General features: G+C 60.8%; 22 protein-coding genes. 7 read left to right on the forward strand and 15 right to left on the reverse strand.

Annotated features, from left to right (window positions below):
- The first annotated feature begins 17 nt into the window (after positions 1-17).
- The gene (locus BHD07_RS10965; protein WP_102762051.1) at positions 18-623 is read left to right on the forward strand and encodes a general stress protein; all 606 of its coding nucleotides are present in this window, start codon (positions 18-20) and stop codon (positions 621-623) included.
- Between the two features lie 121 nt (positions 624-744).
- On the opposite strand, the gene BHD07_RS10970 is transcribed toward BHD07_RS10965, so the two are convergent.
- From BHD07_RS10970 to BHD07_RS10985, 4 genes are all read right to left on the reverse strand, one after another.
- The gene (locus tag BHD07_RS10970) at positions 745-1,032 is read right to left on the reverse strand and encodes a hypothetical protein (protein ID WP_018096482.1); all 288 of its coding nucleotides are present in this window, start codon (positions 1,030-1,032) and stop codon (positions 745-747) included.
- Positions 1,029-2,099 (reverse strand): fatty acid desaturase, encoded by a 1,071-nt coding sequence (locus tag BHD07_RS10975; RefSeq protein WP_338279930.1) that lies wholly within the window; start codon positions 2,097-2,099, stop codon positions 1,029-1,031. The genes BHD07_RS10970 and BHD07_RS10975 overlap by 4 nt, the downstream gene beginning before the upstream one ends.
- A gap of 86 nt (positions 2,100-2,185) precedes the next feature.
- Positions 2,186-2,566 carry a DUF6481 family protein gene (locus BHD07_RS10980; RefSeq protein WP_127710398.1) on the reverse strand — a complete coding sequence of 127 codons (381 nt, stop codon included), beginning with the start codon at positions 2,564-2,566 and terminating at the stop codon, positions 2,186-2,188.
- 129 nt (positions 2,567-2,695) lie between these two features.
- Positions 2,696-2,905 carry a cold-shock protein gene (locus BHD07_RS10985; RefSeq protein ID WP_011970048.1) on the reverse strand — a complete coding sequence of 70 codons (210 nt, stop codon included), beginning with the start codon at positions 2,903-2,905 and terminating at the stop codon, positions 2,696-2,698.
- A 537-nt stretch (positions 2,906-3,442) separates the two neighbouring features.
- Between BHD07_RS10985 and BHD07_RS10990 the strand changes: the two genes are divergently transcribed.
- The 5 genes from BHD07_RS10990 to BHD07_RS11010 all read left to right on the forward strand — a co-directional run bounded on the left by BHD07_RS10990 (position 3,443) and on the right by BHD07_RS11010 (position 6,382).
- A complete protein-coding gene (locus BHD07_RS10990; RefSeq protein ID WP_338279932.1) occupies positions 3,443-3,760 on the forward strand; it encodes a co-chaperone GroES in 318 nt (105 codons plus the stop codon).
- A 48-nt stretch (positions 3,761-3,808) separates the two neighbouring features.
- The gene (groL, locus tag BHD07_RS10995; RefSeq protein ID WP_338279934.1) at positions 3,809-5,443 is read left to right on the forward strand and encodes a chaperonin GroEL; all 1,635 of its coding nucleotides are present in this window, start codon (positions 3,809-3,811) and stop codon (positions 5,441-5,443) included.
- A 73-nt stretch (positions 5,444-5,516) separates the two neighbouring features.
- Positions 5,517-5,909 (forward strand): hypothetical protein, encoded by a 393-nt coding sequence (locus BHD07_RS11000; protein ID WP_338279937.1) that lies wholly within the window; start codon positions 5,517-5,519, stop codon positions 5,907-5,909.
- A 70-nt stretch (positions 5,910-5,979) separates the two neighbouring features.
- Entirely contained in the window at positions 5,980-6,147 is a 168-nt protein-coding gene (locus BHD07_RS11005; RefSeq protein WP_102764042.1) for a hypothetical protein, read from the forward strand.
- A gap of 91 nt (positions 6,148-6,238) precedes the next feature.
- Entirely contained in the window at positions 6,239-6,382 is a 144-nt protein-coding gene (locus BHD07_RS11010) for a hypothetical protein (RefSeq protein WP_003525318.1), read from the forward strand.
- A gap of 51 nt (positions 6,383-6,433) precedes the next feature.
- Here the strand turns inward: BHD07_RS11010 and BHD07_RS11015 are convergent, their stop codons facing one another.
- From BHD07_RS11015 to BHD07_RS11035, 5 genes are all read right to left on the reverse strand, one after another.
- Positions 6,434-6,964, reverse strand: coding sequence for a cytochrome c (locus tag BHD07_RS11015; protein WP_338279957.1), 531 nt, complete (start codon positions 6,962-6,964; stop codon positions 6,434-6,436).
- Between the two features lie 226 nt (positions 6,965-7,190).
- The gene (locus BHD07_RS11020) at positions 7,191-7,529 is read right to left on the reverse strand and encodes a chaperone modulator CbpM (RefSeq protein WP_338279959.1); all 339 of its coding nucleotides are present in this window, start codon (positions 7,527-7,529) and stop codon (positions 7,191-7,193) included.
- Positions 7,526-8,443, reverse strand: coding sequence for a DnaJ C-terminal domain-containing protein (locus tag BHD07_RS11025; RefSeq protein ID WP_338279962.1), 918 nt, complete (start codon positions 8,441-8,443; stop codon positions 7,526-7,528). The genes BHD07_RS11020 and BHD07_RS11025 overlap by 4 nt, the downstream gene beginning before the upstream one ends.
- An 82-nt stretch (positions 8,444-8,525) precedes the next feature.
- The gene (locus tag BHD07_RS11030) at positions 8,526-8,888 is read right to left on the reverse strand and encodes a response regulator (RefSeq protein WP_338279964.1); all 363 of its coding nucleotides are present in this window, start codon (positions 8,886-8,888) and stop codon (positions 8,526-8,528) included.
- A 26-nt stretch (positions 8,889-8,914) separates the two neighbouring features.
- A complete protein-coding gene (locus tag BHD07_RS11035) occupies positions 8,915-11,449 on the reverse strand; it encodes a PAS domain S-box protein (RefSeq protein WP_338279966.1) in 2,535 nt (844 codons plus the stop codon).
- 395 nt (positions 11,450-11,844) lie between these two features.
- Here BHD07_RS11035 and BHD07_RS11040 point away from each other — a divergent pair, with 395 nt between their 5' ends.
- Positions 11,845-12,252, forward strand: a complete 408-nt coding sequence (locus tag BHD07_RS11040; RefSeq protein WP_275598669.1) for a GFA family protein — start codon at positions 11,845-11,847, stop codon at positions 12,250-12,252.
- Between the two features lie 168 nt (positions 12,253-12,420).
- Here the strand turns inward: BHD07_RS11040 and BHD07_RS11045 are convergent, their stop codons facing one another.
- The 6 genes from BHD07_RS11045 to BHD07_RS11070 form a co-directional block, all read right to left on the reverse strand.
- Positions 12,421-12,804 carry a type II toxin-antitoxin system VapC family toxin gene (locus BHD07_RS11045; protein WP_338279969.1) on the reverse strand — a complete coding sequence of 128 codons (384 nt, stop codon included), beginning with the start codon at positions 12,802-12,804 and terminating at the stop codon, positions 12,421-12,423.
- Positions 12,805-12,823: 19 nt separating this feature from the next.
- Positions 12,824-13,075 carry a FitA-like ribbon-helix-helix domain-containing protein gene (locus tag BHD07_RS11050; protein ID WP_338279971.1) on the reverse strand — a complete coding sequence of 84 codons (252 nt, stop codon included), beginning with the start codon at positions 13,073-13,075 and terminating at the stop codon, positions 12,824-12,826.
- Between the two features lie 119 nt (positions 13,076-13,194).
- Positions 13,195-14,157, reverse strand: a complete 963-nt coding sequence (locus BHD07_RS11055; protein ID WP_338279973.1) for an ATP-binding cassette domain-containing protein — start codon at positions 14,155-14,157, stop codon at positions 13,195-13,197.
- Positions 14,154-15,065, reverse strand: coding sequence for an ABC transporter ATP-binding protein (locus BHD07_RS11060; RefSeq protein WP_338279976.1), 912 nt, complete (start codon positions 15,063-15,065; stop codon positions 14,154-14,156). The genes BHD07_RS11055 and BHD07_RS11060 overlap by 4 nt, the downstream gene beginning before the upstream one ends.
- The gene (locus BHD07_RS11065) at positions 15,062-15,883 is read right to left on the reverse strand and encodes an ABC transporter permease (protein WP_100674058.1); all 822 of its coding nucleotides are present in this window, start codon (positions 15,881-15,883) and stop codon (positions 15,062-15,064) included. The genes BHD07_RS11060 and BHD07_RS11065 overlap by 4 nt, the downstream gene beginning before the upstream one ends.
- A gap of 5 nt (positions 15,884-15,888) precedes the next feature.
- Entirely contained in the window at positions 15,889-16,824 is a 936-nt protein-coding gene (locus BHD07_RS11070; RefSeq protein WP_338279980.1) for an ABC transporter permease, read from the reverse strand.
- Positions 16,825-16,888: the final 64 nt, after the last annotated feature.

Below are 16,888 nucleotides of genomic sequence, written 5' to 3' on the forward strand. Positions count from 1 at the left end.
GGAAAGGGAGAACGAATATGAGAACCGTAACAGGGCTCTTTGACGACTATGCAGATGCTCGCGAGGCCGTAAGCGATCTGGAAACGGCAGGCGTTCCTTCAGACAACATCAGCATCGTCGCGAACAACACGGGAGATCGCTACTCGACGGACGGCTCGAACGCGGCCGAAGGGGCCGGTGCCGGAGCTGGCCTCGGCGCTGCCGGAGGCGGCGTCGTTGGCCTTCTGACGGGGCTTGGCCTTATGGCCATTCCTGGAGTTGGCCCAGTGGTGGCTGCCGGCTGGCTTGCCTCCACCGCGGCCGGTGCGGCCGCCGGCGCAATCGCCGGGGGCGCAGCTGGTGGCCTGATAGGTGCGCTGACGGAATCCGGCGTCGATGAAGAAGACGCCCATGTCTACGCCGAAGGCGTTCGCAGGGGGGGCACTCTGGTCACGGCAAGGGTCGAAGACAGTGTCGCACCCCGAGCAGAAGCGATCCTGAAACAGCGCAAAATCGTGGATCCTGCGGCCCGCAGAAGCATCTATGCCCAGGAAGGATGGTCACGTTTCGACGAAAATGCCGATCCGTACACGCTCGATCAGGTCGAACGGGAGCGTGAGCGGTACCGCGGCATGATGCCTTAACGGCAGGCTGACGTCCGCCGCTGCGGGGGCTGCAAGCGCGGCGGCCCTCGCAGCTATCTCCACGGCCGTCGAGCAAAATCGGTAGCGCACGCACGCGCCCCATGCTTCTTCTGGGGCGTGCTCACTTGATCTTCAGAAGCAGCATCTTGCCGGCCATGGTAATGCCGTGAGCCGACTCCTCGGGCGGAACATCCGTATCGAGCGCCTTCACGAGGTTGTGCTCGCGCAGCTCGTTCAGGGTCGCGGTCGTCAGGAACTTGATCTTCTGCGGCCGTTCCTTGAACCGGTCCTTCCTTGCATAGGTGACCTGGGCATTCAGGTGCGTCCACCTCTTCCCACCCTGGGGATGCACGTCACCGTCCTTGGCAAGCTTAAGGCCCCGGATCTGCGTTGGCGTCAATTCAATCATGTCGTCGTCTTTCGTACATCTTCGGTAAGGGAGCGGCGCAGCGACCCTGCGGCGTCGCGGAATGAAACCAGCCTCCGGCGCCGGTCGTCCCAGAGCACGAGCCGGACGCATTTGAGGCTGTCCCACAAGGTGATCCGTCCGATGCCGGCAAGTTGCGGATGGTCACGCAGTACTTCCGGCAGACGGTAATAGGGGATCCGGCTGGACAGGTGGTGCACGTGATGAATGCCTATATTGCCGGTGAGCCACCGCAGCACCGGCGGAAGATCGTAATGGGAGGCGCCATGCAGCGCCGCCTGAGGAAACCGCCAATCCTCGCCCGCCGACCAGTGAGTCTCCTCGAACTGGTGCTGCACATAGAAGAGCCAAACGCCGGCTGCACCTGCGAGCAGCACGACCGGAAGATGGATCAGGAGAAAAGGTCCCAACCCGACGGCCCACACCATCAAGCCGGCCAGCGTAACGATCGCAAGATTCGTCCCCATGGTCGAAATCCAAGGCAGAGCACCCGAGTTCATCATCCCGAACGGCAGGCGTTGCTTGAACAGGAAGAGCCAGGCCGGCCCGATGCCGAACATGACGAGCGGGTGCCGGTACAGCCGGTAGCCGAGGCGCTTCGTCGGCGAAAGGGCTCGGTACTCGGCAATGGTCAGCGTGGTGATGTCACCAACCCCGCGTTGGTCGAGATTGCCCGCAGTCGCATGATGGGCGGCGTGTGCACGCCGCCAATAGTCGTAAGGGGTCAGGGTCAGGACCCCGAGCACGCGGCCGGTCCAGTCATCGAGCCCCCGACGGGCGAAAAACGAGCCGTGGCCGCAATCGTGCTGGATCATGAACAATCGGAGCAGGAAGGCGCTGGCAGGAAGGATCGCGATCAGCCCGGGCCAGAAGCCGTTGGCCAGGGAAAAGGAGGCCGCTGCCCAGAAGATGGCGAAAGGAACGAGAGTGACGAACAGTTCGAAGGCGCTACGCCCCAGACGGGGCTGCCGGTATTTCGCCAGCGTCTTCAACCACGCTCCAGCATTGTCCTCAACAAGTGAAGCGGGTGGATAGACATGTGCGCTCATTATAACCGGTCCGTTTTTCGCTCGCCCCGTGATCATCCGCCAGGGCAATGGGCTGCGCCCGTGGAACGGGAGCAGGTGTTGAAGTGTTACGCCCGGCGGGCTTTGCGGGCCGCATAGCGGCGGTCGCGTTCAGCCTTGCGGGCCGCTTCGTCGGCGACGACGCGCGAGACCCGATCGGCAATTTCTGCCTGGCGGGCTTCGGCTTCAGCCCTTTGCTCGGCCTCGGCAGCCGCGGCCAACGCAGCGGCTTCTGCCAGGATTCGCTCGTTCTCGGCTGTCTTCAGCGCTTCGCGCTCGGCGCGGCGGGCCTCCCTGGCACGGTTGGCCGCTTCGCGCGCAGCCAGTTTTTCCTGCATTTCAGGGTCGGTCGGTTTGGGAGCGGATGCAAATTTTGTCAGAAGCTGGCGCTTTGCATCTGCCGCGGCATTGCGTCGTTCGGCAAAGCCGTTGTCGTTCGGGTGTCTCAATCGTTGTTCCTTTGATATCGTTTGGTCGCGAAGACCGCCTCAACGGAAAAAGGCCAGACATTCGCCTGGCCTCTTCGAACCTCTTGCCGCGATGCCAGTACATCCGTGGTCATCAGCGGCGAAAAAGCATTAGGCAGCGCGGAGCTGGCCTGCGGACATCTTGCCCGACTTGTTGTCGCGCTCGAGCTCGAAGCCGAGCTTCTGACCTTCGACGATCGAATTCATGCCCGCGCGTTCAACAGCAGAGATGTGAACGAACACATCGGCGCTGCCGTCGTCGGGCTGAATGAAGCCGAAGCCCTTGGTGGAATTGAACCATTTAACTGTGCCAGTGGTCATAACGAACCCTTTCTTAGCAACATAGATCACCGCTGGGCGACGCACAGCGGGGTTTCGACTTTTGAGAGAGGGAAGTTCGTCAAGAGACGCGCACAGCGCAGCAAAACAAATATCGGCAAACAAAGTATCGATGTCCTCTCATAGACGAGAGCGGCGACCGCGTCAACCTTTTGTTTTCAGAAAAATCGAAGACAACCTTTGGTAGATAACTCTAGGTGGTCGCGTTTCTTTCCATACCGGTGCACCCGCCGCTAGGCCAAATGAGTGAGTACACCGGTACGCCTCGAAGTGTTTTTAACTAACGAACGCACAGTCTCCTAGTCATCCTGAATACTATCTTGCCGCGGAAAAGGGTAATTTAGGTATTTCAAAATATTAATTCCATTTCTCCCGGAAAACAATTCGCGTAATTGCAGACACCGATTTCAGGTCATATTCAGCTTCGAATAATATTTCTTGGCACTCCTATTAATCGATTGCCGTCGATGCTATTTAGGAGTTGCAGCCGCCCTATACGCCGGTCGCAGAAAGAATCCCATGACATTTCGCCCGCTCCTCGACCGCGTCGTCATCCGACGCGCCGAACGTAACATCAAATCCAAGGGCGGGATCATCATCCCCGACGCCGCCAAGGAAAAGCCCCAAGAGGGCCAAGTGATCGCCGTCGGTCCCGGCTCCCGCGACGAAAGTGGAAAGCTGATCCCGCTCGACGTCAAGATCGGCGACACGATCCTGTTCGGTAAACGGTCCGGAACAGAGGTCAAGATCGATGGCGAAGACCTACTGATCATGAAGGAATCCGACATCATGGGCATCGTCGCAGCAAATACCGTCGCAACCGCCAATGCTGCCTGATCCCTCGAATTTCGATCCCTTATCTCAAGCCCGAACAGGCCAAAGACAATGTCCGCCAAACAAATCATCTTCTCCACTGACGCCCGCGATCGCCTGCTTCGCGGCGTGGAATTGCTCAACAATGCCGTCAAGGTGACGCTCGGCCCGAAGGGCCGCAATGTCGTCATCGACAAGTCCTATGGCGCTCCACGCATCACCAAGGACGGCGTGTCCGTCGCCAAAGAAATCGAGCTTGAAGACAAGTTCGAGAATATGGGTGCGCAGATGGTGCGCGAGGTAGCCTCAAAGACCAATGACCTTGCCGGCGACGGCACCACGACGGCCACCGTGCTCGCCGCGTCCATCTTTCGCGAAGGTGCTAAGCTGGTTTCGGTGGGCATGAACCCAATGGACCTAAAGCGCGGCATCGATCTTGGCGTTGCCGCCGTCCTCGCGGAAATCAAGGTGCGCGCCACGAAGGTCATCTCGTCGAGCGAGATCGCGCAGGTCGGCACGATTGCCGCCAATGGCGACGCCAGCGTCGGCGAAATGATCGCAAGGGCGATGGAGAAGGTGGGCAACGAGGGGGTCATTACCGTCGAAGAGGCCAGGACGGCCGATACCGAACTCGACGTCGTCGAGGGCATGCAGTTCGATCGCGGTTATCTCTCGCCGTATTTCGTGACCAACGCCGAGAAGATGCGCGTGGAACTGGAGGATCCCTATATCCTCATCCACGAGAAGAAGCTCGGCAGTCTGCAGGCTATCCTGCCGATCCTTGAGGCCGCGGTGCAGACCGGGAAACCGTTGCTGATCATCTCCGAAGACGTCGAAGGCGAAGTGCTGGCGACGCTCGTCGTCAACAGGCTGCGAGGTGGCCTGAAGATTGCGGCCGTCAAGGCTCCCGGCTTCGGCGACCGCCGCAAGGCCATGCTGGAAGACATTGCCATCCTGACGGACGGCCAGACGATCTCCGAGGATCTGGGTATCAAGCTTGAGAACGTTACGCTGGATATGCTTGGCCGCGCCAGGCGGGTGCTGATCGAGAAGGACACGACCACAATCATTGACGGCTCCGGCGACAAAGCCTCCATCCAGGCGCGCGTCAGCCAGATCAAGGCGCAGATCGAGGAGACGGCGTCCGACTACGAAAAGGAAAAGCTGCAGGAGCGGCTGGCGAAACTCGCCGGCGGCGTCGCGGTCATTCGCGTCGGCGGCGCGACCGAGCTTGAAGTGAAGGAAAAGAAGGATCGCATCGACGATGCCCTGAACGCTACGCGCGCGGCGGTCGAGGAAGGCATCGTTCCCGGCGGCGGAGTGGCGCTACTACGGGCAAAATCGGCTCTTGTCGGTCTCACCGACGAGAACGCCGACGTAGCGGCAGGCATCTCGATCGTGCGCCGGGCACTGGAAGCACCAATCCGCCAGATCGCCGACAATGCCGGCGTCGAGGGTTCGATCGTTGTCGGAAAACTTATCGACGGCAGCGATCACAATCAGGGGTTCGACGCGCAGACGGAAACCTATGTCGACATGATCAGGGCCGGCATCGTCGATCCCGCCAAGGTCGTGCGGACAGCCTTGCGGGACGCCGGCTCGATCGCGGCTCTTCTGATCACCGCCGAAGCCATGATCGCCGATATTCCCGAGAGGGAGTCTCCCCAAGGCACCGGAAACGGCGCCATGGGCAGTATGGGATACTGAGAGCAGTGCCTGAACCGTTCGGCCCGGTGGTCAGGCGGCGAAACGCGAACAACGACGGAGGGGGAGGCTTCCAATGGCCATGCAGAACAGCAGCAAGACGTCAATCACCCAGCAATTCGACAATTACAAGCCATCCAAAGCGATCCTCGTATGGGCGTGCGCCGCGACGGCGGCCGCAACGATGATCGTCGGCTTCAACTGGGGCGGCTGGGTGACAGGCGGCACGTCTCGCACGGCGGCAGCGGCCGCAGCCGACATCGCGCGCGGTGAACTGGCATCCGCCATATGCGTCGAGCGGTTCAACGCCGCGCCGGACGCGGCCGCAAAACTGATCGAGTTCAAGGCAATCACCGACGGCTACAAGAAGCGTCAATTCGTAGAGGCCGGCGGTTGGGCGACGATGCCCGGCCAAACCTCACCCGACAGCCGCAGCGTTCAAGGTTGCGCCACCGCTCTCGCCATCTGAGCGCAAAATCTGAAAAGCGCTCCCGTGTTTGTTTGGAGCGCTTCAATCTGCCAGATCAGGAGAACGTCAAATGATCCGTTTCGAGAGAAAGCCCGACCCGCAGCCCTCACTGAAGGAAGCCGAAACCAATCGTACCAAGCAAATAAGCGAAGCCGCGAAGGAAGAGAACAAGAAATCGGACACAACGGGAGCGCGGCGTCGCGCGCCTCAAGCGGCTGATGACGACCGGCTCATTTGAGAGCATATAGGACGCCACGGCCTGTTTCTCATTGGGGCCGCCCATATGGCGGGTCGGCTTCATCAAATTCAACGTCAAGAGGATCGCATCGATGGCTAAAGGACAAGTGAGAGGCAACCGCGAGGCGCGGAAGCCGAAAAAGGAAAAGGCGCCGGTGAAGGTAGAGACGAGCTTCACCAATCAGCTCAAGAATGCCGAGAAGAGCAGCCCACAGGGTGGTAAACACAAAGGCTGAGCCCAAGGGAACGGCGGGGGCGCTGGAAGACTTCGGAGCCGCGTGCAACGGCTATTTTGGCGCTGCGGCCGCGGTTTCGCCCGGCGGCAAGATCCTGAACATAAAGGTTGATACCTTTTCCCCTGGCTTGAACGGGCCCGGCACCTGATGACTTACCGGCTTCAGGCTTTGAAGGAATGCTGCAATTGCGCCTGCGTCTTCTTTTGTGAGTTGCGCAAATGCGTGCCACGGCATGATCGGCGCCAGCATGCGGCCGTCGGGGCGCTGCCCGGTCTGAATGGCAGTCACAATCTGCTCCGTGGTCCAGCTGCCGATGCCGGTCTCTTTGTCGGGCGTGATGTTGCGACCGATGAAAACACCCTCTCCGGGAATTTCGAAGCCTACATCCGACCCGCCGAGAAAGCGTGAGCTGTCCGGTTTTCCAAAAAAATATCCCGGTGTGTGGCAGTCGTTGCAGCCGCCCATCGTGACGAGATATTCCCCCCGCGCAATTTCGGGATCGTCGGCAGCAGCGGCCCCGAGCGGCTGTAGCCCAAAAGCATAGGTGGCGAAACATGCGAACCCAATGCCCAACCGAAACATGCTTGCCTCCTTGAGGTTCGCTGCTGAAGCAAACTGAATATCATAACGGAGTTGCCCTATATATTAGCCATTTCGAATTATCGGGAGATCGCCGAACCTCTATGTGGTTCAGCCTGACGGAGGTCGCACCATTCGGCGACGACCTTCTCGGAAAGTGCGGCCGGTAGAGCGCTCCTGGGCCAGCGGTCTGCAGCGCCTTTGCGACAACAAATCGCGATGCCGCAGGCTAATGCTGCTGGCCAATATGCGAAAAGAGCGACTGCTTCAATTGCTGGCGTACCTCATCAGGCTGCTTCGACAGCGCCGTTGCAATTGTTCTAAGCTCCCGCCTTAGACCATAGAGCTGATCCAGCAGCGCAAGGATGATCGGCACAGCGTCATCGTTGACGTTCATGTCGCGCCGGAGCTCACAAAGCAAGCGGATTCGAGCGACGTCGACGTCGTCAAATGAGAGCCCGCTCTCGCCTTGAGCCGGCACGATCCAGCCGCTGTGCACCCACTGGCGCAGCTGTTTGAGGGTTACAGCGTCGCACCGTTCAAGGACTTGCCTCTCCGTCAATTTCATGTGGCCCTCCGTAGAGCTTCGCGCGGGTCATAAGCGTGGCTCTGCCGCCACGTTTCCATGAAACGCTCGAGATCGGGATCGGTCGTCGTCGGCAGAACGACCTTCAGCGTAACACGCTGATCCCCGGCGGGGCCGTGTTGAGACTTCACCCCTTTGCCCTTGAGACGCAGGATGTCGCCCGTATTTGAACCCTTAGGGATGGTCATCGATACGCGGCCGGAGATCGTCGGCACTTCGATCTTTGCACCAAGCACGGCTTCATAAAGCGTAATTGGCAGATCCATTTCGATGTCGTTGCCTTCACGACGGAAGACGGAGTGGGAACGGACGCTGATTTCGATCAAGGCATCTCCGGGTTCCCCGCCAGCAATCCCCGGTGTCCCCTTGCCCCTCAGCCTGAGCGTGCTGCCGTCACGTGTGCCGGCAGGAATGGCCAAGTCGAGCGTGTTCCCGTCGGGAAAGGTGATGCGGCGGCGGGCGCCGTTTGCCGCGTCCTGGAATTCGATTTCGAGGTGATAATGACGGTCCTGCCCACGCGCCTTGAAACGAGCCCCTGCCCCGCCCCGCCCGAAAACATCCGCGAAGATGTCCGACACATCCTCGAATTCACCGGTTCCGCCCGCTGACCCATACCGCCGCGCGTGGTCTGCATCGGCGTAGTTCTTGTAAAAGTGCTGCTGCGGCCGTTCTGCCCCCGATGCATCGATCTCGCCCCGGTCGAACCGGGCCCGCTGCTCGGGATCGCTCAGCAAATGGTGGGCTGCGGAAAGCGCCTTGAATTTGGCTTCCACCTGCTTGTCGCCTGGATGCAGATCCGGGTGCAGCTCCTTTGCGCGCTTGCGGTAGGCTTTGCGGATCTCATCCGGTTTGGCGGTACGCGGAACGCCGAGTATCTGATAGGGATCGTCAGTCACCGATCACCTCCACCAATTTGACGTGCACGTCGACTGCGCGGCTGCGGCAAGCTGCGCGTCAACATCTTCAGGCCTCTGCTCGCTAGACTTCCTTTGAAATCTGCACCAGCGCGGTTTCCAGTTCGCTGTCCAGAAACGGCTTCGTGAGCAAGGGGATGTTCGAGTACCTTGTATCCAGGCCTTTGCTGCCATAGCCCGTGGCAAAAATGAAGGGTACGTTGCGTTCCGCCAGAACGTCCGCGACCGGATAACTGGGCTCCCCGTCCAGATTGACGTCGATGATGGCGATGTCGAACTGACCTTTCCGCGCGATATCGAGCGCCTCCTGCATCCGAGAGGCTATAGCGACGACCTCATGCCCGAGTTCGCATAGACTATCTTCAATCAGCATGGCGATCATGGATTCGTCTTCGACCACGAGTACCCGAAGTCTGCGCGCTGTCATGCGTCAGGCCTGTAGAAGCTTGAACGTCATGCCAGTGGCGCCTCGATGTGAAAGCGCACGCCGCTCGGCGCAAACACAAGATCGACCTTGCCGCCGAGTTCGCGAGCCAAAGCACGTTCGAGCAGGCGGGTGCCAAAACCCGTCCGCGCTGGGACTATGACAGATGGACCACCAATCTCCTCCCATTGTAGATGCAGGTGAGACGCACTCTCAATATCGCTGACATGCCAGCTGACCTTGATGAGACCGCCGTCGTTCGTGAGCGCCCCGTATTTTGCAGCATTTGTGCAAAGCTCATGAAAAGCCATCGACAATGCCAGTGCCATTTTCGGCCGCAACCGGATTGGCGGACCGGAGGCCTCAACGCGCTGCTGGGGTTCCACGCAGATTGGATTGATCGTCGCGAGCAGGACCTCTTGAAGATCCGCACCCTGCCAGCTCTCCCGAGTAAGCACGTCGTGCGCCCTCGCCAATGCGACGAGCCGGCTTTGGAACCGGCCAAAATCCTGGCTTGCGTTTAGACCACGGAAGGTTTGCGCAGCCAGCGATTGCACCGTGGCGAGCGTGTTCTTTACGCGGTGGTTCAGTTCGTTGACCAGGAGCTTGCGGTGTTCTTCGCTGCGTCGCCTTTCTGTAATATCGCGCGCGATCTTTGACGCGCCGACGACGCGACCGCGGGCGTCTTTCAAAGGGGAAACCGTCAAGGAGACATCGATCAGGGTTCCGTCCTTTCGAATCCGTACCGTCTCATAATGGTCGATGTGCTCGTCTCGCCGAATCCTTTCAAGAATGCCGGGCTCCTCGTCCTGGCGGTCGGGCGGAATGAGGATGTTTATAGGCTTTCCGATCACTTCCTCGGCGCAATAGCCGAACAGGCGTTCGGCACCTCTATTCCAAGTCTGGATGATGCCTTGCGTGTCCTTGCTTACGATCGCATCGTCCGAGAACCTGACAATGGCCGCGAGCCGTTCTGCATATTCCGCAGCCTTCTCGCGATCGGAGATGTCCACCAGCATGTTGACCGCCCCAACGAGCTTGCCGGCGACATCATGCAGCGGAGTGGGATACGGTATGAACGGCACACGGGTCCCATCCGGCCTTTCCGCCACGGCTTGTTCGCCACGGACCGGTCGGTCTTCTTTGAGCGCCACGGCCATTGGACATTGGTCGTGCGGCAGGTAGGTGCCGTCCGGTCTGTAGAGACGCCAGGTGACACACCATTTATCTCCGATCTGTGGGGTGCGGCCGGCCATCTCGACAGCCGCCTTATTGAAGAAAGTGATGCAACCTTCGGCATCTGTGGTGTAGACGGCGGCGGGCAGCGCCTCGAGCAAATCACGCATATGCTGTTCGCTTTCGCGAAGACGGTCGTCCATGCGTTTCGCTTCGGTGACATCAAGCAGAACCCGCACGCCATAACGGAAACGACCGGCGTGATCGCGGACAGTCGAACTGTAAACATCGAGATAAACGACCGTACCGTCGGGCTTCACGGCACGTTTGCGAATTGCATAAGTATCAATCTCTCCGTTGACCTGCCGCGCATAGGAGCGGGCTTCCTCACCGCGGTCATCCTCATGCGTATAGTCGAGGAACGTCATAGTCAGGAGTTGTTCGCGCGAGCGGCCCAGCATGGTGCAGAATGCGTCATTGACCCGCAGCAGGCGGCCATTCGCATCGGATTCAGCGATCCCGATCGTCGCCGCCTGGTAGGTGGCTGAAAGTCGTTCCTCGCTCTCACGTCGTGCGTCTTCCGATTCGTACAGGCTGGTAACATCGGTCGTGAAGCATCGGGTGTTGACGAATTTTCCGTCATCGAAGCGGCTGTTGGATGTGATCAGCACATGCTTGATCGAGCCATCGCGTGCGCGCAAGCGGGCGGGATAGCGATCGAGTTTTTCGCCACAGGACAGGCGGTCAAGAATGTCGCCGATGACAGGCGGATCTGCGTGAAATTCAGCGATGTGCCGGCCTACATACTCGTCCGCCGGATATCCGAGGAGCTCCAGCTCTGCCTTGTTCGCCCGCAGGATGATCCCCGCGGCGCTGACGATGTGCAGCCCGATCGCGCTGTTCTCGAAGAAGTCCTCCAGGTCCTTGCTCTTGCGGATGACCTCCGCTTCGATCCGCTTCTGTTGCGAAATATCCTGGAAGCAATTGATCGCCCCTTGAATTGCTCCCCGATGGTCTCTGAGCGGGCGAATATTCACGAGCGCAAAGATGCGGGATCCGTCAGGTCTTTCGATGATCACCTCGGCGTTGCGCGTGGAGACACCGTTCTTGACCGCCTTAGCCATAGGGCAGTCCTGATGCTCCAAGAGCGCGCCGTCCGGAAGGAAAAGACGTTGGGACCCGCAAAACCGCTCTCGCGGTGCGCTAAGCGATGGCTGTCTACCCCAAAGCTCGGCTGCCTCGGCGTTGTAGCGCACGAGCCATCCCTCGTGATCACAGACATAAACGGCTCCCGGGATAGCATCGAGCGCAGTTGGAGCTGACGTGATCAGCGCTTCGTATTCGGTCAATACGCGACCGGTAAGCGGAAATTCTTCGACATTCGACATGAAAACAAGTCCCTCGCGGCTCTTCAAGGGATCGATTGAATCTCAGCCGGAGTCATGGAGGGACAACTCTGCTCGACGCGCGACCCCAGGTGCGCAAAATTGCTTAACCGACATCAACGCACCGGACGCGGTTTTGTTCCCGACATTTTTGACTCGCACATTCTCGGACTGGCCACGTCATCCAGGCGGTACCGTTGACCGCCCCCATTTCCTGCACCCTATCGAAAGCTCACATCTAGACCGCGGCGCTTTAGAGATCTACAGTCGAGTTTCTGTGATCCTGAAATTGCATCAGGTCCAGCCCTTCGCATCGTCCACCGCAATGAATTGCGGTTCGGGCCCGCGCTTCAGCCCTCAATAAACGCAATCTCACCGTGCAAGCGGGAGGAGTTTCCATGGCCACTGCCCAATGCGCCTGCGGCGCTCTAAGATTGATGCTTAACGAACCGCCACGACTGACCGCGCTGTGTCACTGTTTCGCCTGTCAGCGAAGAACTGGTGCACCTTTCAGCGCGAATGCGTTCTACTCGATTGACTGTGTCGAAATATCTGGCGTGTCTACGGAATACATTCGTACTGCCGAGAGCGGTCGCAAGGTCCGGATGCATTTTTGCCCAAGCTGCGGCTCGACCCTCTATTGGAAAGCCGATGCTTCGCCGTCCTGGATCGGGGTGGCGGTAGGGTCATTTGCCGACCCGAACTTCGCCCCGCCTGCCATGTCAGTATTCGTGCAATCGAAACATAAGTGGGTGCAGCTCGATGAAACGGTAGAGCAATTCCAGGGCCTTCCGATCGGACAGTAAACGCAGGTATCGACACGGGGAGGCTAGAGCCGGTGGGCGCACACGAACTTTCCACGCGTTGCAGACGCTCTGCTCACCGCTGAAAGCGACGGCCCCCGGCTCACCAATCTGCTGCTCTCTAGCCGCCGCCTGAAACGATCCGAAGCACCAGTGGATGAGGTTTCTGATTCATCGGTGGTGCCAAGGATTTACCACGGTAAGTCCAGCCGCTTCGAACGGGCTGATATCGCGCGTCGCGACGAGGAATCCCCTGGAGGCGGCAATGGCGGCAATATATCCGTCGGGCGTCGGAAATCCCTTGCCGGCGGCTCGAGCGGTCACGGCAAGCCCGGCATAGTAGCGAGCAGCTCCGATATCGAACGGCAATACGCGATCGCCGAACAGTTCGAGCACGCCCTCAAACATTTCGGCCAGAGCCTTCTTGCGCCGACCATCCGGCAGCGCACCGATGCCGAACAGCAGTTCGGCCAAGGTCACACTGGCCAGATAAAGGGTTTCAGCGACCTGCTCGTTCAACCAGGAGCGCACGGCCGGATCGGCGGCCGGCTTCATCGCCTCGGAGACGAGATCATTAAAATCTCATCGGCTGCGCCGGCGCCTTGTCACGTACCTCGTCGAACACTGCGGAATCGTCATTGGTCAGGCCCAGTCGCCGGCCGAGCTCAGCCAGGGCATCGCCCATGCGAACGCGCTGCTCGGGCTTCACTGCACTTTCCAGAATCTCCCGCACTTCCGCCTCGGTGCTGCGGCCGTGCATCGCCGCTCTCACGCGCAATGCGCGATGCACTTCATCTGGCACATTCCGAACCGTCAGGATCGCCATAGTCAAACCCTTGCATTCGCTTTCAATGATAGCAATCTAGTTCTTTTGCAGTCGCGTCGCAATTTTGGGCGACAGGGCTTTACGCTGGACTAGAGAATTTCCGCTTTCCCGGAATTTCTCTAGACGACTGGCACCAATCTCATCCGATGGCCGGGCGCAATTTCGACGAGTTCGGAGGGCGGGGGCGCGGCAAAGACGTCCGGTGCCGTGCTGCCGTCAAGTGCGACGCGGCGACCGGCAGGAAGCGGCACATCGGCAAAGTGGTCTTTCGTCCGCGGGTTCAGCGCCGCATCCGGATCGGGAATGGCAGCGATGAGCCGGCGCGTATAGGGATGGGCGGGCCTTTCGAAGATCTCCCGCCAGCCGCCCTCCTCCACGACCTGTCCGAAGAACATCACCAGCACCCGGTCGCTCATATGCTCCACCACGCTCAGGTCGTGGCTGATCATCAGGTAGGCGAGGCCGAGCTTTTCCTGCAGGTCCAGCAGCAGGTTGATGATCTGTGCGCGGATCGACACGTCGAGGGCGGATACCGGTTCGTCCAGCACGACGATTTCCGGTTCGAGGATGAGGGCGCGGGCAATGCCGATGCGCTGGCGTTGACCGCCGGAGAACTCGTGCGGATAGCGGTTCGCCTGCTCGGGCGTCAGCCCCACATTGGCGAGCATGATCTCGATCCGGTCGGCGATCTCCGATGCGGCCGTGATGCCGTGCAGCCTGAGCGGCGCAGCGAGCGAGGTGCGTACCGACTGGCGCGGGTTCAGCGAGGCATAGGGGTCCTGGAAAACCATCTGCACCGCCTTGGCGCGCTGCATGCGTCCGGGCGCACCCGGCCCGGTAAGCGGCTGACCGCGGAAGCGGATCGTGCCTTCGGTCGGCTCCTGAAGACCGAGGATCGAGAGCGCCGTGGTGGATTTGCCGCAACCGGATTCGCCGACGATCGACAGGCATTCGCCCTTGGCGAGCGAGAAGCCGATGCCGTTGACGGCATGCAGCATGCGCCGCCCGGTTCCGAGCAGCCCTCCGCCGGCAACGGAAAAGCGGACATGCAGGTCGTCCACCTCGAGCAGAGGGTCGGTCATGGCTGACCCCCCTCTTCCGCGCTGCGCGGCGCGATGAAGCGGGTCTCGGTGAGCTTCGAGCGGTCGGCAATGATGCTATCGATGTCGACCAGCCGTTGGCGGCCGTGCAGACCGCGGCTGCCGAAGCGCGGCAGGGCGCCGAGGAGCCCACGGGTGTATTCGTGCCGGGGTGCCGCGAAAAGCGCCCGTGTCTCGTTCTCCTCGACGAGGCAGCCGGCATACATGACGCCGACCCGCTGGCAGATGCTGGCGATCACACCAAGATCGTGGCTGATGAAGAGAACCGCCGTACCGCGCTCGGCGCAGAGTTCCTTGATCAGCCGCAGCACCTCGGCCTGCACGGTGACGTCGAGCGCCGTGGTCGGCTCGTCGGCGATCAGGAGGTCCGGATTGCAGGCGAGCGCCATGGCGATCATCACGCGCTGGCGCAAGCCCCCCGACATCTGGTGCGGATAGTTGCGCACCCGCCGGTCGGGATTGGGCACGCGCACGCTGGCGAGCGCGTCGACCGCGAGCTTCTGCGCATCGTCCCAGCTCTTTGCCTGATGCAGCACGAACATCTCGGCGATCTGCCGGCCGATGGTCGAGAGCGGGTTCAATGCCGTCATCGGCTCCTGAAAAATCATGGCAATGCGGTTGCCGCGCAGGCGCCGCATCTCGCGCTTAGGCAGCGCCAGCAGATTCTGCCCCTTGAACAGGATCTCGCCGCCGCAAACGGCGAGCGGCTTCTTGAGAAGCCCCATGACGGCGAGCGAAGTCACCGACTTGCCCGAGCCGGACTCGCCGACGAGACCATAGGCCTCGCCCGGCATGATCTGGAAGGAGACTCCTTTGAGGAGCGGACGATTGACGGAGCGGCCGACCGCGACGCCCAAGTGGAGTTCCTTGATGTTCAGAAGCGCGGTCATGGGGTGCGCGTCCTCATATGCGGGTCGAGGCTGTCGCGCAGGCCGTCGCCGAGAAGGTTGAAGCCGAGCACCGAGAGGAAGATGGCAAGGCCGGGGAAGATGGCCACCCAGGGCGCGAGCTGGATGAGCTGGCGCGCATCCGTCAGCATCGAGCCCCAGCTCGGGAACGGCGGCTGGATGCCGAGGCCGAGAAAGGAGAGTGCGGCTTCCGAAAGCACCGCCGAGCCCATGCCGAGCGTCGCCATGACGAGGATCGGTCCCATCATGTTGGGCAGGATCTGCGTGAACATGATGCGCAGGTCCCCGTAGCCGAGCGTCTGCGCCGCCTGCACATAGCCCAGCGACTTCAGGGAGAGTGTGGAAGAGCGGGCGATGCGGCAGGTCCAGCTCCAGTTGGTGAGACCGAGCGCGATGAGCAGCGACGGCAGGCCGGGACCCAGCACCGCCATCACCGCCAGCGCGAAGATCAGCGAGGGAATGGCGAGCATGACGTTCGTGAAGCCATTCACCAGATCGTCCCACCAGCCGCCCCAGTAACCGGCGGTCATGCCGAGCGTGACGCCGATGATCGAGTTGATCACCTGCGAGACGATGCCGACCGTCAGCGAGATCTGCGCGCCGTAGAGGATGCGGGTGTAGACGTCCCGCCCCTGCCCGTCCGTGCCGAACCAGAAGGTGGCGTCCGGCGGCAGTTCGGAGTTCATCAGGTCCGCGTCGAGCACGGGGTCGAAGGGCGCAATCCAGGGGGCGAGGATGCCGGCGAGGATCACCAGCGTCGTCAGTCCGGCACCGAGCCAGAAGTTGAAACCGAGGCGCATTCCCGTCACTCCTGCTTGATGCGCGGATCGATCGCGGCATAGATCAGGTCGACGGCCGTGTTGATGACCAGGAACCAGAGCACGATGACGAGGATCGTGCCCTGCACCACGGGAATGTCGCGGCTCGCCACGCTATCGACCAGAAGCGAACCGATGCCGGGCCAGGCGAAGAGCTTCTCGATCACGACAGCCTGGCCGATCAGCGAGCCGAATTGCAGGCCGACGGTCGTGACGATCAGCACCAGCGCGTTGCGCGCCACATGCCAGCGCACCACCTTGGCCTCGCTCATGCCCTTGGAATGGGCGGTGCGGATGAAGTCGGCGTTGAGGACATCGAGGACGCCGGCCCGCGTGGTGCGCGCGAGAAGTGCAAGGGGCGTGACCCCGAGCGTGACAGCGGGCAGGATCAGGTTCCGGAAGGACCCGTCGCCGTAACCGAAACTCGGCAACCAGTTCAGCTGCAGTGCGAAGAGATACATCATCAGGAGACCCAGCCAGAACTGCGGCATGGAGAGGCCGGACACCGCCCCGATCATGGTCACCGTATCGAGCACGGAGCCGGGCCTTAGCGCAGCAACGAAGCCGAGCGGCACACTGATGACGAGGGCGAAGACCATGGCGGCGAGCGCCAGTTGCAGCGAGGCCCACATACGGTCGTTGATGAGATCGATCACCGGCTGACGGGTGCGGAAACTGGTGCCGAGATCGAATTGCGCAAGGTCCGTGACATAGGTCACGAAGCGCTCCATCAACGGCCTGTTCAGCCCGAATTCCTCGTTGAGGCGGGCGATCATCTGCGGGTCGGCGGCACGCCTGCCATCGGCGAAGAGGCTTGCGGCGAAGGAACCTGGTACGACGCTGAAGATGACGAAGATGAGCAACGCCACCACCACGACCGTGGGTATTATCTGCAGGACGCGGCGCAGGGTAAAACGAAGCATGAGCGGTCCCGTTCTGGCCGCCCGTACGGGCGGCGACAATCGATAAGGGGGCAGCCGCAGCTAC

The sequence above is a fragment of the Sinorhizobium sp. KGO-5 genome (genome assembly GCF_036245905.1).
GTDB classification, from domain to species: domain Bacteria; phylum Pseudomonadota; class Alphaproteobacteria; order Rhizobiales; family Rhizobiaceae; genus Sinorhizobium; species Sinorhizobium meliloti_A.